The sequence below is a fragment of the Mesorhizobium sp. WSM4310 genome (assembly GCF_007003935.1).
Classification (GTDB): Bacteria; Pseudomonadota; Alphaproteobacteria; order Rhizobiales; family Rhizobiaceae; genus Mesorhizobium.
In genome coordinates, this window is the sequence record NZ_VFTA01000001.1 from 321447 (window position 1) to 335644 (window position 14198).

Annotated in this window: 14 protein-coding genes; 8 read left to right on the plus strand and 6 right to left on the minus strand. The window is 63.6% G+C overall.

What is annotated here, in order from left to right:
- The first annotated feature begins 97 nt into the window (after positions 1-97).
- Positions 98-1873 carry a tetratricopeptide repeat protein gene (locus FJV80_RS01525; RefSeq protein ID WP_095791291.1) on the plus strand — a complete coding sequence of 592 codons (1776 nt, stop codon included), beginning with the start codon at positions 98-100 and terminating at the stop codon, positions 1871-1873.
- A gap of 69 nt (positions 1874-1942) precedes the next feature.
- On the opposite strand, the gene FJV80_RS01530 is transcribed toward FJV80_RS01525, so the two are convergent.
- A complete protein-coding gene (locus tag FJV80_RS01530; protein WP_142875379.1) occupies positions 1943-2404 on the minus strand; it encodes a GNAT family N-acetyltransferase in 462 nt (153 codons plus the stop codon).
- A 266-nt stretch (positions 2405-2670) separates the two neighbouring features.
- Between FJV80_RS01530 and FJV80_RS01535 the strand changes: the two genes are divergently transcribed.
- Positions 2671-3615, plus strand: a complete 945-nt coding sequence (locus FJV80_RS01535; RefSeq protein ID WP_038645360.1) for a glycine--tRNA ligase subunit alpha — start codon at positions 2671-2673, stop codon at positions 3613-3615.
- Between the two features lie 61 nt (positions 3616-3676).
- Here the strand turns inward: FJV80_RS01535 and FJV80_RS34385 are convergent, their stop codons facing one another.
- Positions 3677-3853, minus strand: coding sequence for a hypothetical protein (locus tag FJV80_RS34385; protein ID WP_179295769.1), 177 nt, complete (start codon positions 3851-3853; stop codon positions 3677-3679).
- Between the two features lie 195 nt (positions 3854-4048).
- On the opposite strand from FJV80_RS34385, the gene glyS reads away from it, so the two are divergent.
- Both glyS and FJV80_RS01545 read left to right on the plus strand, forming a co-directional pair.
- On the plus strand, positions 4049-6445 hold the full coding sequence (gene glyS / locus FJV80_RS01540) for a glycine--tRNA ligase subunit beta (RefSeq protein ID WP_142875380.1): 2397 nt from the start codon (positions 4049-4051) through the stop codon (positions 6443-6445).
- Positions 6446-6555: 110 nt separating this feature from the next.
- Positions 6556-6849: an ATPase gene (locus FJV80_RS01545; RefSeq protein WP_142875381.1), complete on the plus strand. Its 294-nt coding sequence runs from the start codon at positions 6556-6558 to the stop codon at positions 6847-6849.
- Between the two features lie 72 nt (positions 6850-6921).
- Here the strand turns inward: FJV80_RS01545 and FJV80_RS01550 are convergent, their stop codons facing one another.
- A complete protein-coding gene (locus FJV80_RS01550) occupies positions 6922-7311 on the minus strand; it encodes a hypothetical protein (RefSeq protein WP_142875382.1) in 390 nt (129 codons plus the stop codon).
- Positions 7312-7496: 185 nt separating this feature from the next.
- Complete coding sequence (locus FJV80_RS01555) at positions 7497-7937, minus strand: hypothetical protein (RefSeq protein WP_246688875.1); 441 nt, start codon at positions 7935-7937, stop codon at positions 7497-7499.
- A 162-nt stretch (positions 7938-8099) separates the two neighbouring features.
- On the opposite strand from FJV80_RS01555, the gene FJV80_RS01560 reads away from it, so the two are divergent.
- The 3 genes from FJV80_RS01560 (at position 8100) to FJV80_RS01570 (ending at position 11265) form a co-directional block, all read left to right on the plus strand.
- Complete coding sequence (locus FJV80_RS01560; RefSeq protein ID WP_185975110.1) at positions 8100-9074, plus strand: L-threonylcarbamoyladenylate synthase; 975 nt, start codon at positions 8100-8102, stop codon at positions 9072-9074.
- Positions 9075-9083: 9 nt separating this feature from the next.
- Positions 9084-10514: an FAD-binding oxidoreductase gene (locus FJV80_RS01565; protein ID WP_142875384.1), complete on the plus strand. Its 1431-nt coding sequence runs from the start codon at positions 9084-9086 to the stop codon at positions 10512-10514.
- 184 nt (positions 10515-10698) lie between these two features.
- Positions 10699-11265 (plus strand): DUF6101 family protein, encoded by a 567-nt coding sequence (locus tag FJV80_RS01570; RefSeq protein ID WP_095771060.1) that lies wholly within the window; start codon positions 10699-10701, stop codon positions 11263-11265.
- On the opposite strand, the gene ubiA is transcribed toward FJV80_RS01570, so the two are convergent.
- Positions 11262-12245, minus strand: a complete 984-nt coding sequence (gene ubiA, locus FJV80_RS01575; RefSeq protein ID WP_185975119.1) for a 4-hydroxybenzoate octaprenyltransferase — start codon at positions 12243-12245, stop codon at positions 11262-11264. The two genes, FJV80_RS01570 and ubiA, sit on opposite strands and share 4 nt — an antisense overlap.
- Before the next feature lie 68 nt (positions 12246-12313).
- Positions 12314-13225: a LysR family transcriptional regulator gene (locus FJV80_RS01580; RefSeq protein WP_142875386.1), complete on the minus strand. Its 912-nt coding sequence runs from the start codon at positions 13223-13225 to the stop codon at positions 12314-12316.
- Between the two features lie 90 nt (positions 13226-13315).
- Here FJV80_RS01580 and FJV80_RS01585 point away from each other — a divergent pair, with 90 nt between their 5' ends.
- The gene (locus tag FJV80_RS01585) at positions 13316-14137 is read left to right on the plus strand and encodes a phytanoyl-CoA dioxygenase family protein (RefSeq protein WP_142875387.1); all 822 of its coding nucleotides are present in this window, start codon (positions 13316-13318) and stop codon (positions 14135-14137) included.
- Positions 14138-14198: the final 61 nt, after the last annotated feature.

Genomic DNA, 14198 nt, shown 5'->3' on the forward strand with positions numbered 1-14198 from the left:
TGAAGCGCGACCCCAAAAAGGCCATGCTTTGCCCGGAAAGATCGAGTCTACGTCGATCCCGCTGAAGCGGAGATGGCGCCTGGCTGAAAGGGATACGATGCAGCAAGGACGTGCGCGCTGGCTGACAAGGCTGGCAATTGTGACGGGCATGGCGATTTCGGCTTTGCCGGCCTATGCCAAGCAATCCACCGAACCGGTCAAGATCTCGTCGTTCTCGGGCGCCTATCTGGCAGCGCGGATCGCCGAAGGCGACAACGACCTCGACAGCGCCATCGCCTACTACAAGCAGGCCCTGGCCTTCGATCCGAGCGACACCGGCCTGCAGCAGAGCCTGATGCTGTCGCTGATCGCGCAAGGTCGCTTCGACGAATCCCTGGTCTATGCCGACAAGCTCAAGGAAGTGCCCGATGTCGAGCGCTTCTCGCGCCTGGCGCTGGCCGTCGATTCTTTCCACAAGAAGGATTTCACCAAGGCCCAGTACTGGCTGAAGCTGTCACTGGAGTCCGACCTTGACCGGCTGATTTCCGGCGTGATGTCCGGCTGGGCCGAACAGGGTGCTGGCCAAGCCGGCGACGCGATGGCTTCGATCGACAAGCTTCAGGGCCCGGACTGGTTCGGCCTGTTCAAATCCTTCCACCGCGCCCTGGTCGCCGATGCCTCGAACATGCCCGAAAAGGCCGAGGCGATCTACGCCGCGACGATGCAGGATACCGCCGCCGGCGGAGCCGCGCCCGAAACCTGGATGCGCAACGCGCAGGCCTATGCCTCGTTCCTGGCCCGCAAGGGCGACAAGGCCAAGGCGATCTCGGTGCTCGACCAGGCCGAGGCGTTTTCGCCGGGTAAGCTCGAAATCGTCGCCTTGCGCGACAGGATCAGCAAGGGCGACAAGATCGCGCCCTTCGTGTCCGGTCCGTCCGACGGTGCTTCCGAAATCCTGCTCGACCTCGCCACCGCGCTCAACCGGGGCGGCGGCGAGCCGTTCGTTCGCCTTTACCTGCAATATGCGCTCGCCCTGCGGCCCGACAGCGACGCGGCTCTCGTGCAACTCGCCGCCGTCGCCGAGCAGCTGAAGGACGGCGAGGGCGCCATCGCGCTCTATCGGCGGATTCCCGATTCTTCGCCGCTGAAGGAGCTTTCTGACCTGCAGCTTGGCCTCAACCTTGCCGATCTCGACCGCCATGACGAGGCGATCACCCATCTGAAGGCCTTCGTCGAGGCTCATCCCAACGACATGCGCGCCTATCTGGCGCTTGGCGGGGTCTATTCCTCCAAGGACGATTTCCGCTCGGCCGCCAACCTCTACGACAAGGCCGTCGAGGCGCTGAAGACGCCGACCGCTGCCAACTGGAACATCTTCTACCAGCGTGGCATCGCCTACGAGCGGCTGAAGGAATGGCCTAAGGCCGAACCGAATTTCCGCAAGGCGCTGGAACTGCAGCCGGACCAGCCGCAGGTGCTGAACTATCTCGGCTATTCCTGGGTCGACATGAACACCAACCTCAAGGAAGGCCTGGCGATGATCCAGAAGGCCGTCGACCTCAGGCCGAGCGACGGTTACATCGTGGATTCGCTGGGCTGGGCCTATTTCCGCCTCGGCCGCTTCGATGACGCGGTGCGCGAGATGGAACGCGCCGTATCGCTGAAGCCCGAAGATCCGGTTCTCAACGACCATCTCGGCGACGCCTACTGGCGCGTCGGCCGCAAGCTGGAAGCCACCTTCCAGTGGAATCAGGCGCGTGACCTGAAGCCCGATCCCGACGTGCTGGCCACCTTGCAGCAGAAGCTGATGAAGGGCCTGCCGCCGATCGAATCCAACACGGCGCAGGAAACGCCCAAGGTCAAGCCCGAGCCGGTGCCTGTCCCGAAGGGGTGAGATCGGCTACTTTTGAATGCGAACGGGGCTTCTTTGGGAGCCCCGTTTTCGTTTGGAGGCGCGCAGCCCTCAAAACAGCTTCCGGTAGACGACGAAACCGGAGCGTTCGCCGACCTTGTCATAGAGTCTCATCGCGGTCTGATTGGTTTCGTGCGTCAGCCAATACACCCGTCCGGAGCCGGCGGCCTGCGCGCGCTCATAGACGCCTTCGATCAGCGCCCGGGCGATGCCTTTGCCACGCGAAGCCTGCGTGGTGAAAAGATCCTGCAGATAGCAGTTCGGTGCGATCGCCGTCGTGCTGCGGTGGAACAGATAGTGCACGAGGCCGAGGAACTGTCCCTGGCTTTCAGCCACCAGCGCATGGACCGGTTCATAGGCGTCGAAGAAGCGCGACCACGTCATCGCGGTGATCTCGCTTGCCAGCGCTGTCTCGCCGGCGCGGCCATAAAATGCGTTGTAGCCGTCCCACAGCGGCAGCCATTGCTCGTAATCCTGTCGCGTGACCGGGCGGACGATGATGAAGCTGGGCATGGCTGGACCTGTGGTCGTTGATGTGGGCTGTAGGGACGAAACAGACCGCAGGCTCCCGAGCCCGGCAATGGGCCAGTCCCCGGCAAAGTCTTCAACACCGCCCGGCATACTCATGGCGGCTCGCATCCGGCGCGCCCCTTGCTTGACGCTTCGCCGCCGTGTCTCTAGGACGGGCCGGCAAGAGCACGATCCCGAAAAGTGGATACCGGTTTTCGGAAAAGATCATGCTCGAGGACAGGCTCCAGCCTTTGATGTCGAGGCCACCCGTGACGATTGAAATCCCTGCCCATATGCACCCCAGCCGCTCGTTCCAGGGGCTGATCCTGACCTTGCACAATTACTGGGCGGCTTATGGTTGCGTCATCCTGCAGCCCTACGACATGGAGGTCGGCGCCGGCACGTTTCATCCGGCAACGACGCTGCGCGCGCTCGGGCCGAAGCGCTGGAACGCCGCCTATGTCCAGCCCTCGCGCCGCCCCAAGGATGGCCGCTATGGCGAGAACCCGAACCGGCTGCAGCATTATTACCAGTACCAGGTGATCCTTAAGCCGAATCCGCCGAACCTGCAGGAGCTCTATCTCGGCTCGCTGGCGGCGATCGGCGTCGATCCGCTGCTGCATGACATCCGCTTCGTCGAGGACGACTGGGAAAGCCCGACGCTCGGCGCCTGGGGGCTTGGCTGGGAATGCTGGTGCGACGGCATGGAAGTCTCGCAGTTCACCTATTTCCAGCAGGTCTGCGGCATCGAATGCGCGCCGGTGGCGGGCGAACTGACCTACGGGCTGGAGCGGCTCGCCATGTATGTGCAGGGCGTCGACAATGTCTACGACCTCAACTTCAACGGCCGCGAAGGCGCCGACAAGGTGACCTATGGCGATGTCTTCCTGCAGGCCGAGCAGGAATATTCGCGCCACAATTTCGAATACGCCAACACGGCGATGCTGCTCAGGCATTTCGAAGACGCCGAGGCCGAGTGCAAGGCGCTGCTCGAGGCCGGCGCGCCGGCGTCGAACGACAATCTGCCGATGCACAAGATGGTCTTTCCGGCCTACGACCAGTGCATCAAGGCCAGCCATGTCTTCAACCTGCTCGACGCGCGCGGCGTGATCTCGGTTACCGAGCGGCAGAGCTACATCCTGCGCGTGCGCAATCTGGCGAAGGCCTGCGGCGAGGCGTTTTTGAAGACACAGGCGGGTGGATTGGCGGCCTGAGCAATTCCAGGAAAAGCGCGTAGCTTTTTCCCGGGGGAGTTGCGCCAAACAAAGCTCTGCTTCAGGCAGACCTCATCGTCTCGAGGGTAGCGTTGATCGGTGACAGGATCTGGCCGCTCGAGCCAGCCATTGTCCGCAATGCCTGCCGAACACCCGGCATCGAGAAAGCGCCATGGACCTGCGCGGTGAAGCAGGCGCTGAGCGCGAGGATCTGCAGAAGTCTGGATGCCGTTTTCATGGTCGTTCAGCCAATAGTTCCCTGCCTGAGCGTGGGTCGCTTCAGCGCTGCGTTCGGTTCATGGAAATCTTTGATCCAAGGACGGACTGGGGCGCCGCGTCCCGACAGGGCAGCCAAAATTTCTGGAAAGGGTGACAGCGGCCAGCCGAGTTGCTATGCCCCGCCCGGACCACTCTCTCGCATGAGCTGACCCCAATGCCTGACCTGCTTCTAGAACTTCGCTCCGAGGAAATCCCCGCGCGCATGCAGCGCAAGGCGGCGGGTGATCTCAAGAAGATGCTGACCGACGGTCTGGTCGAAGCCGGTCTGACCTATGAGGCGGCGCGCGAATACTGGACGCCGCGGCGCCTGACGCTCGACATCAGGGGCCTGACGGCGCGCTCGAAGGATATCCGCGAAGAGATCAAGGGACCATCGACGACGGCACCCGAGCAGGCGGTCCAGGGGTTCCTGCGCAAGGCAGGGCTGTCCTCGGTCGCCGAGGCGCATGTCCATTCCGACCCGAAGAAGGGCGACTTCTACGTCGCCCACATTTCGAAGCCGGGCAGGGCGGCCGAAGAGATCATCGCGGAACTGGTGCCGGGCATTATCCGCAATTTCCCCTGGCCGAAATCGATGCGCTGGGGACCGGCCTCGGCCAAGCCAGGCTCGCTGCGCTGGGTGCGGCCGCTGCAATCGATCCTGTGCACCTTCGGCCCGGAAACCGAGGAGCCTGTCGTGGTCGATTTCGAGATCGACGGCATCCGCTCCGGCAACGTCACATATGGCCACCGTTTCCTCGCCCCGGGCGAAATCACCGTGCGCCGCTTCGAGGATTATGTGAGCAAGCTGGAAGCGGCAAAGGTCGTGCTCGACGCCGACCGGCGCAAGGAGATCATCCTTGCCGACGCCCGCAACCTCGCTTTCGCCAACGGGCTCGACCTGGTCGAGGACGAAGGGCTGCTGGAGGAAGTGTCCGGTCTCGTCGAATGGCCTGTCGTGCTGATGGGCGAGTTCGAGCAGGATTTCCTCGCCATTCCGGCCGAAGTGATCCGGCTGACCATCCGCGCCAACCAGAAGTGCTTCGTCACGCGACCGCAAGGTGAAGGCGAGGCGCTGTCCAGCCGCTTCATTCTCACCGCCAACATCGAGGCCAGGGACGGCGGCAAGGAGATCGCCCACGGCAACGGCAAGGTGGTGCGCGCCCGCCTCTCCGATGCGCTTTATTTCTGGACCACGGACCAGGGCGATCTGCCGGACCTCGGCCAACTCGAAGCCTCGGCGAAAAAGTTTGGCCTCGATCTGAAAAGGCCGCTCGACCAACGCATGGCCCGCCTCGACCATCTCGGCGTCACCTTCCACGCCAAGCTCGGCACCCAGGGCGAGCGGGTGGAGCGGATTGCCCAGCTGGCTGAAGACCTGGCACCGACCGTCGGTGCTGACCCGGCGCTCGCCGCACGCGCGGCGGTTCTCGCCAAGGCCGATCTCACCACTGAAGTCGTCGGCGAGTTCCCCGAATTGCAGGGCGCCATGGGCCGCAAATATGCGTTGCTCCAGGGCGAGCACCCATCCGTTGCAGCAGCCATCGAGGAACATTACAAGCCGCAGGGCCCGTCCGACTATGTGCCGAGCGACCCGGTGTCGGTCGCCGTCGCGCTTGCCGACAAGCTCGATACGCTGGTCGGCTTCTGGGCCATCGATGAAAAGCCGACAGGGTCGAAGGACCCGTATGCGCTGCGGAGGGCTGCGCTGGGGGCGATCAGGATTGTGGTCGAGAATTCTCTGAACGTTGAGCTTACCGACGTCTTCTACGCACAGCGCGACTTCGAAATATCAAAAGAAGCTGACGCGATACGTGGGCGAATTGTTGCTGGCGTGTTGTCTTCCCGTGAGGCTGCTGCGGAACATTTGGCCGAAACCGAAATCTTGACGCATTTGGGGAAAGACGAATACCTGCACCTCTACACGCTCTTAGAGACTGCAGAGAAAGCCAACCGGATTTCCCCTCTCGAAGAAGCAGATGCCCTCAAGATCGCTGATGCATATGTCAGCAGATACACGGCCGTCGAATACCAGGCCAACATGTCTTTGTTTGATGATTTACGGTCGTTCTTCCATGACCGCCTGAAAGTCTACCTCCGCGATCGAGGCGCCCGCCACGATCTCATCGATGCCGTCATCACCCCGCGGTCCGACGACCTGCTGCAAATCGTGCGCCGCGTCGAGGCGCTTGGTTCCTTCCTCGACACCGAGGACGGCAAGAACCTGCTCGCCGGCACCAAGCGTGCGGCCAACATCCTGGCCGCCGAGGAGAAGAAGAAAACGACGGTCGCAGAGACTGTCGAGCCGGCACTGTTCAGGGAAGATGCCGAGAAGTCGCTGTTTGCGGCGGTGAATCAGGCCGAGAAGCAAGCCGGCGAAGCGATTCAAAACGAAGACTTTTCCGCCGCCATGCTGGCGCTTAGCGCGTTGCGCGAATCGGTTGATTCATTCTTTGAAGGTGTTCTCGTGAATGATGAAGACCTGGCGGTGCGAGCCAACCGCCTGGCGCTGCTCACGCGCATCCGCGCGGCCACCGGTCAGGTCGCTGATTTCTCGAAAATCGCGGGTTGAGAGCTTAACAAAAATATCTTCCAGCCGGCCGTTCGAGCCGGCTTACAGTCATATGACGATGATCTCTGCGTGGCAAAAGGGACATGTTCCCCAACCCAACGGAGGCTTCCATGAATTCCGATCACGACATCGAAGTGACTGAAGAAACCTCGGCCGCCGAGGCGCTTGAATCCGCTTCCGAAACCGCCCTCGACCATGCTGCCGCCACGGCGGTCGAAGCCGCCGATCACTCTGAGGACGAGGATGGCGACGTAGAAGAAGGCGACGACGAAGACGGCGAACGGTCTGACGAGAACGACGCCGATGACGCCGTGAAGGCGGAAGGCGATGACGCCGAAGACGAAGAAGAATCCGAAGACGGCGAGTCCGAAGAAGACGAGGACGACAAGGAAGAAGCGGCCTGAGATTTCAATCCGGCTTTGTCGAGAAGCGGGCGGCGCATCGGCGCCGCCCTTTGTCATCTTCCCGGACGCTTGTCAGTTCTCCAGGATGCGGACGCGCACGCTGTCCTCGTAGACGTCGACCTGGATCAGCGGTTCGCCATTGACGATGGCGCGCTTGGTCGACGAGCTCATCGCGCCGGGACGCTCCAGCATGCGCTGCAGGTCGGCGCGCTGGTCGTTGGTCCTGAACCAGGCATCACCCTCATCGTCGCTGTCGCGGCGATGGAATTTGTGCCAATTGGCGCGGTCCTGCCGCACCATCTGCGCGGCGCTGTCCAGCGCATAGCCGTCGCTCGCCTGATGATCCCGATCGGAAATACGCGCGACATAGGATCCCAGCATGTCATCGGCTTGCGCTGCACGGACGCCCAGCAACGATGCCAGCAGAAGTCCGGCCACGGTAACGATCTTGCATAGTCTCATGATCAACCCCCTTTTGAAACGACGAACTCGTTTGCCACAGCCGCCCCATTCCCTGAATCGCTCGACCAAATTCAGGCGGCGGCTTCGAGCGGCAAGATATGCCGGCACGAACTCGCGCGGCAATGGTGCGCAGGGCCCCATCAAGCTGTCAACGAGCTGGCCCAGTCCAGCAGTTTGCCGGCTGGCTACTTGACCTTGCCGACCTTGGAAGCGGGCGCCGATGCGGCTGCCGGTGCGGCCGGCTTCTTCTGCGTGCCCGACGCCGGAGCCGCCGAGGCGGTCGCCTGGGCCGGAGCAGGAGCCGCGGCGGTGGTGGCGGCCGGTGCCTTGGTTTGTGTCGGTGTCGAGAAATCGCCGCCGACGATGCCGCCGCGAATGATCATCGGGCTTGGCATGAAGCCGTGCTGTGCCTCGGGCGCGTTGGGGATCGCCGCCACCTTCTCATAGGTGACGTCGGGCTCGCCGAGCGCGACGACGGACACCACATCGCTTGCCTTGATATCGGCCGCCTTCAGGGTCAGGATGGAGGGCGTCGCGGCCGGCGGGCCGGGAAAGACCAGGGACGAGGCCTGAACTCCGCTGGCCATCGTGGCCAGAGTTATTCCCAGCAGTACGCGCACAAACACTGATATAGCTCCCCTTTGCCCCGAAGCTGCTCAATAGCAGGCCAGAATTGATGCCGGCTTTCGCACAAATATAGCATTTTAGGGATTGATAAATCGCCAAGACCCTCTCTTGCCCAACAGCCGCCATCGTACTACGCAGCCGGCATCTGCGAGGTGACGAGAGTGGCTGAGATACTTGCCGTCGGCGAGGCGCTGGAGCGGGCGCTGGCTTTGCTTCAGGGCGGCGACGTCGTCGCCATTCCGACGGAAACCGTCTACGGGCTTGCCGGCGATGCCACCAACGGCATCGGCGTGGCGCGCATCTTCGAGGCCAAGGGGCGGCCGCGCTTCAATCCGCTGATCGCCCATGTCGCCGACATGGCCATGGCCGAGCGCATCGCCGTGTTCGATCCGCTGTCGAAGAAACTCGCACAGGCCTTCTGGCCGGGTCCGCTGACGCTGGTGCTGTCGCAGCGGCCCGGCAACGGCATCCATCCACTGGTCACAGCCGGGCTCGACACGATCGCCTTGCGCATGCCGAGGGGCTTTGGCGGCGACCTCATCGCAAAGCTCGGCCGGCCGCTGGCCGCGCCCAGCGCCAATTCCTCCGGCAAGATCAGCGCGACGACGGCGCAAGCGGTGGCGGCCGATCTCGGCGCCCGCATCAAGCTGGTGGTCGATGGCGGCGCGACGCCGGTCGGACTGGAATCGACCATCGTCAAGGCCGAAGGGGCAGGAGTGCGTCTGCTCCGGCCTGGCGGCATCGCCGCCGGGGAGATCGAGGCGGCCATCGGCATGGAACTGTTGCGCGGCGGTGCAGTCGGCGTCGAGGCGCCAGGCATGCTTGCCTCGCACTATGCGCCGGGTGCTGAGATGCGGCTCAATGCCGGAATGGTCGTCGAGGGCGAGGCGCTGCTTGCCTTCGGCGATCGGCGAGCCGAAGGCTGGCGCAATGCTGCCGCGTTCCTCAACCTGTCCGCGTCTGGTGACCTGCGTGAAGCGGCGAGCAATCTTTTCGCCTATATGCAGGAACTCGATCGCAGCGGCGCGCGCACCATCGCGGTGGAGACGATTCCGTTCGACGGGCTCGGAGAGGCCATCAATGACCGGCTCGCTCGCGCGGCCGCCCCTCGTGACAATGCACAGCCCACAACATAGTTTTGCCGCATGACCGAAATCGCAAAGACACTCGATCCCGCCCTCATCGACCGCTTTGCGGCGATCGTGGGTGACAAATACGCGCTGCGCGACGAGCAGGACATTGCGCCTTATCTCGTCGAGCGGCGCGGGCTCTGGCATGGTGCGACGTCGCTGGTGCTGCGGCCGGGTGGCGTCGACGAGGTCAGCCGCATCATGCGGCTGGCGACCGAGACGGCAACGCCGATCGTGCCGCAAAGCGGCAACACCGGGCTGGTCGGCGCCCAGGTGCCGGACAAATCCGGTCGCGAGATCATCCTGTCCTTGTCGCGGCTGAACCGCATCCGCGAGATCGACGTCCTGTCCAACACGGTGACGGCGGAGGCCGGCGTCATCCTGCAGACGCTGCAGGAGGCGGCCGACGCCGCCGACCGGCTGTTTCCGCTGTCGCTCGCCGCGCAAGGCTCCTGCCAGATCGGCGGCAATCTTTCTTCCAATGCCGGTGGCACCGGCGTGCTGGCCTACGGCAATGCCCGCGAACTCTGTCTCGGTGTCGAAGTGGTACTGCCGACGGGCGAGGTCTTCGACGATCTGCGCAAGCTGAAGAAGGACAACACCGGCTACGATTTGAAGGATTTGTTCGTGGGTGCCGAAGGCACGCTCGGCGTCATCACCGCCGCCGTGCTGAAGCTGTTCCCGAAGCCGAAGGGGCGTGAGGTCGCATTCGCCGGCCTGTCGTCGCCCGAGGCGGCGCTATCTTTGTTCAGCCTGGCGATGGACCGCGCCGGCGCTTCGCTCACCGCCTTCGAATTGATCGGCAAGAGGCCCTACGATTTCACGCTCAGGCATGGTCAAGGTGTCGTGCGGCCGCTGGCCGACGACTGGCCCTGGTATGTCTTGATGCAGGTTTCCTCCGGCCGCTCGGAAGCCGATGGCCGGGCGCTGATCGAGGAGGTGCTGGCGGATGGCCTCGAGCAAGGCATCGTTGGCGATGCGGTGGTCGCGGCCAGCCTTGCCCAGGGCGACGCTTTCTGGAATTTCCGCGAGACGCTGCCCGAATGCCAGAAGCCGGAGGGCGCCTCGATCAAGCACGATATTTCGGTGCCGATCGCCTCGATCCCGCGCTTCATCGCAGAGGCCGCCGGCGCGGTGGCGTCGGTCAGTGCCGGCGCCCGCGTGGTCTGCTTCGGCCATATGGGCGACGGCAACCTCCACTATAACATCTCGCGGCCCGTCGATGGCGACGATGAGGCGTTTCTCGCCCTCTACCATCCCATGAACAAGGCCGTGCACGATGTCGTGCGCGCCTTCCACGGTTCGATCTCGGCCGAGCACGGCATCGGCCAGTTGAAGCGCGACGAACTGATCGCCACGGCACCGCCGATGGCCATCGATCTGATGCGCCGGGTGAAAGCCGCCTTCGATCCGGCCGGCATCATGAATCCCGGTAAGGTTATCTGATCCTTTCAACGTCTAGTGGCCGGTGGCATTCCGATAACCATCCCTGAGATCAGCAAAATTTAACCGACTTTCTTAAGCGCGGCGGTAAGGAGCCCGCGCTACTGTTTCCCCATAACGAGGCCGGGAAAACTGGCCCGGAGAGAACCGGACACCGGCTCTCAGGAGACAGACAGGAAGGCACTCTATGAACACCGGACTGAAGCCAGTCTGGGCGGGACGCAACATGCGCCTCGACCCATTCCGACTGCCCCAGATGGTCAGCTACGCCACCCGCGACGATTATGGCGACGTGACGTTCACCATCGACCACCGTGGCGCCGTGATCCGCCGCATGCTCGAGATGAGCGGCGTGCCGGCGATCATCGCCCTGCCGGCCAATGCGTTCCGCGGCGTTGCCGCCCGCGCGATGGAGGATCCGGAAGGCAACGTCACGGTGACCCTGGAACTCCTGCACAATGATCCGATGCTGTCGGTGCCCCTGCTGGTCGCCGACGATCTCGATGATGTCGCCGCCGACTGGCGCGCCTGGGCCGATGCCTACCGCCTGCCGATGCTGCTGATCGAATCGGACGGCGTCGCCCGCACCCTGGAGGAATCGCTCGGCGCCGCCATCAAGACGCTGCCGCCGCAGGATCGCCGCAAGGGTCGCGTTTCCAACACGCGCCGCCCTCGCTTCCTTGCCCGCCGCAGAGCCGGCAACCTCGGTCTCAGGCTGGTCATCGGCGGCCAGGAGATCATTTCACGCGACTAAACCAGCGGCTTCAGCGCCACCCACAATGCGCCGCCGATCAGGCCGAGGAAGATCAGCCAGCCGACCTGGTTGTTCGACCGGAACAGCCGCAGGCATTGGTCCGGATCGTTGATGTCCAGAACCGCGATCTGCCGCGCCATATGGGCGCCGGCGGCGATCAGTCCGGCGAGCGCCACCACGGGCGCCTGCGCCGAGGCGAAGGCGATGGCGAAGCAGACCAGTGTGCCGCCGTAAAGTCCGGCCAGCCACGATTTGGTGTTGTCGCCGAACAGGCGCGCCGTCGAGCGCACGCCGACAATGGCATCGTCTTCCTTGTCCTGGTGCGCATAGATCGTGTCGTAGCCGATCACCCACAGGATCGAACCGATATAGAGCATGATGGCGGGGCCATCGAGATCGCCGAACTCGACCGCCCATCCCATCAGCGCGCCCCAGGAAAAGGCGAGGCCGAGAAACAATTGCGGCCAGTTGGTTATCCGCTTCATGAATGGATAGATGGCGACGATCAACAGCGAGCAGATGCCGAGCAGAATGGCGAAGCTGTTGAATTGCAGGAGCACGACAAGGCCGACCAGAGCCTGCAGGACAAGAAACAGCCAGGCCCGACGGCGCGTGGTCTGGCCCGATGGCAGCGGACGCGAGCGGGTGCGTTCGACCTGGTTGTCGATGTTCTCGTCGACGATGTCGTTATAGGTGCAGCCGGCGCCGCGCATGGCGATGGCGCCGACCAGGAACAGCACGAGATACAACGGCGCCGGCAGCAGTGAGAGCAGCGGGTCGCCGGGGCGCGGATAGGCGCTTGCCGCGAGCGCCGCCGACCACCAGCATGGCCACAAAAGCAATTGCCAGCCGATCGGCCTGTCCCATCGCGCAAGCTGCGCATAGGGCCAAACCGCGCGCGGCAGCACACGATAGACCCAATGGCCGTTCGGCGCATCGGCAACACGGCCCTGGGCCGCTCTCGACTGGATAGGTTCCATGTCCATGGAGTGGCAGCAGCCGTGGAGACCGTCAAGCGCCAAGCGGATGAGCAGCGACCGTCAGCCTGTCAGGAGGTGAAGATGTCGCGCGTGGAAAACCAGTCTTTCGCCGTCTCGATGAATGCCAAAGCCGCATTCGACACGCGCTGATGCGTGTCATAGGTGAGGATGATGCGTTGCATCGGCAGCGGATCCGACAGCGGCTTGCAGATCAGGGGCAGTCCATCATAGCTGCGGTCGCCATGCGGGCGGGTGTAGCTGACGGCGACGCCAAAACCGTTCGCCACCATGCTGCGCTGGAGTTCGAACGAGCTTGTCGCCCTGTCGGCCACCGGCGAGAGGCCACGGCCACGGAACAGGTCGAGCATGTGCTGCCAGCTGTGCGGCTGGTCCGTCGTGATCAGTGGATAGGCCGCCAGATCCGCCAGGCTGACCTCGGGATAGTCCACCAGCGCATGACCTGCCGGCAGCAATGCGTGCGGCCGCAGCTCGTGCAGCAGGATGCGGGCGAAATGCGCGGGCAGGCCAAGATCGTAGCTGAGGCCGAGATCGATGGCGGCATCCGCCAGACGCCGCCCGAGCGTTTCGAAGGTTTCGTCGCGAACGATCACCGTGACGTCTGGATGGCGTTCGGAAAAGGCGCGGATCAGACCTGGCGCGAAATAGGGCGCCAGATCCTCGAAACATCCAAGCACCAGCTCGCCGCCGACGGCGGAATTGCCCGAACCCAGGCTCATGAGTTCGTCGGTCTCGGCAAGAACCTGTTTTGCCTTGGCCACGACGACGCGGCCGAAGGAGGTCAGCGAAACGCCGCTGCCGCGCTGGCGCACGAACAGCTTCTGGCCAAAATCCTTTTCGACCGCGTCGATTGCCACCGAAATCGAGGGCTGGGAAATGTTCAGTACTCTGGCCGCGCCGGTGACGCTGCCGAGGCGGGCGACAGCGACCAGATAACGCAATTGGGTGAGGCTGAGGCCCATAGTCCTGTTCTATGTGTCAGATGAGAAGTTATTATTTTACTGAATGAATCCGGGTTGCAATAGTCGTCCCGATCCTGAAAGGAGGACACCATGGCTTCCCAGACTGCTGCCCGCTCCATCGACACCGGCCTGATCGATGCGGAGACGATTGCCGACTACCAGCGTGACGGCGCGGCCTGCATCCGCGGCGCTTTCAAAGGCTGGGTCGACACGATTGCCGCCGGCATCGAGCGCAACATGCAGAACCGCAGCGCCACCGCGTCCGACATCGCCAATGGCCGCGGCAGTTTCTTCGACGATTACTGCAACTGGGAGCGCATTCCCGAATTCGTCGAGGTGGTGCGGAAATCGCCGGCCGCCGAACTGGCGGCGGCGGTGATGCAGTCGCGCACCGCGCAGTTCTTCCACGATCACGTTCTGGTCAAGGAACCCGGCACGCAGAAGCCGACACCCTGGCACCAGGACATCCCCTATTATTTCGTCGATGGCCGGCAGACGGTGAGCTTCTGGATCCCCATCGACCCGGTGAAGGAGGCGACGCTGCGCCTGATCGCCGGCTCGCACAAATGGGACAAGATGATCCTGCCGGTGCGCTGGCTCGACGACAGCAATTTCTATGCCGGCGAGGGCGACTACCTGCCGGTGCCCGATCCCGACAACGACCCGTCGATGAAGGTGCTCGAATGGGAGATGGAGCCAGGCGACGCCATTCTGTTCGACTTCCGCACCGCGCATGGCGCGCGAGGCAATTTGACTGCGGCGCGGCGCCGGGCGCTGTCGCTGCGCTGGGTCGGCGACGATGCCCACTATGTCGAGCGGCCGGGCCGTACCTCGCCGCCCTATTACGGCCATGGCATGCAGCCCGGCCAGAAATTGCGCGAGGACTGGTTCCCGGTGCTCTTTCCCGGCTGAAGCGGGCCAGAATAGGGGCGCCGGAATTCGCCGCCCATATTCGGCTGGGATAACGTTCCCG

What these genes read in the sequence shown, in the direction of transcription:
- FJV80_RS01525 (WP_095791291.1), top strand. Translation starts at nt 98, where the DNA reads ATGCAGCAAGGACGTGCGCGCTGGCTGACAAGGCTGGCAATTGTGACG.
- FJV80_RS01570 (WP_095771060.1), top strand. Translation starts at nt 10,699, where the DNA reads ATGAACACCGGACTGAAGCCAGTCTGGGCGGGACGCAACATGCGCCTC.
- FJV80_RS01565 (WP_142875384.1), top strand. Translation starts at nt 9,084, where the DNA reads ATGACCGAAATCGCAAAGACACTCGATCCCGCCCTCATCGACCGCTTT.
- FJV80_RS01580 (WP_142875386.1), bottom strand. Translation starts at nt 13,225, where the DNA reads ATGGGCCTCAGCCTCACCCAATTGCGTTATCTGGTCGCTGTCGCCCGC.
- glyS (WP_142875380.1), top strand. Translation starts at nt 4,049, where the DNA reads ATGCCTGACCTGCTTCTAGAACTTCGCTCCGAGGAAATCCCCGCGCGC.
- FJV80_RS01585 (WP_142875387.1), top strand. Translation starts at nt 13,316, where the DNA reads ATGGCTTCCCAGACTGCTGCCCGCTCCATCGACACCGGCCTGATCGAT.
- ubiA (WP_185975119.1), bottom strand. Translation starts at nt 12,245, where the DNA reads ATGGAACCTATCCAGTCGAGAGCGGCCCAGGGCCGTGTTGCCGATGCG.
- FJV80_RS01545 (WP_142875381.1), top strand. Translation starts at nt 6,556, where the DNA reads ATGAATTCCGATCACGACATCGAAGTGACTGAAGAAACCTCGGCCGCC.
- FJV80_RS01550 (WP_142875382.1), bottom strand. Translation starts at nt 7,311, where the DNA reads ATGAGACTATGCAAGATCGTTACCGTGGCCGGACTTCTGCTGGCATCG.
- FJV80_RS34385 (WP_179295769.1), bottom strand. Translation starts at nt 3,853, where the DNA reads ATGAAAACGGCATCCAGACTTCTGCAGATCCTCGCGCTCAGCGCCTGC.
- FJV80_RS01530 (WP_142875379.1), bottom strand. Translation starts at nt 2,404, where the DNA reads ATGCCCAGCTTCATCATCGTCCGCCCGGTCACGCGACAGGATTACGAG.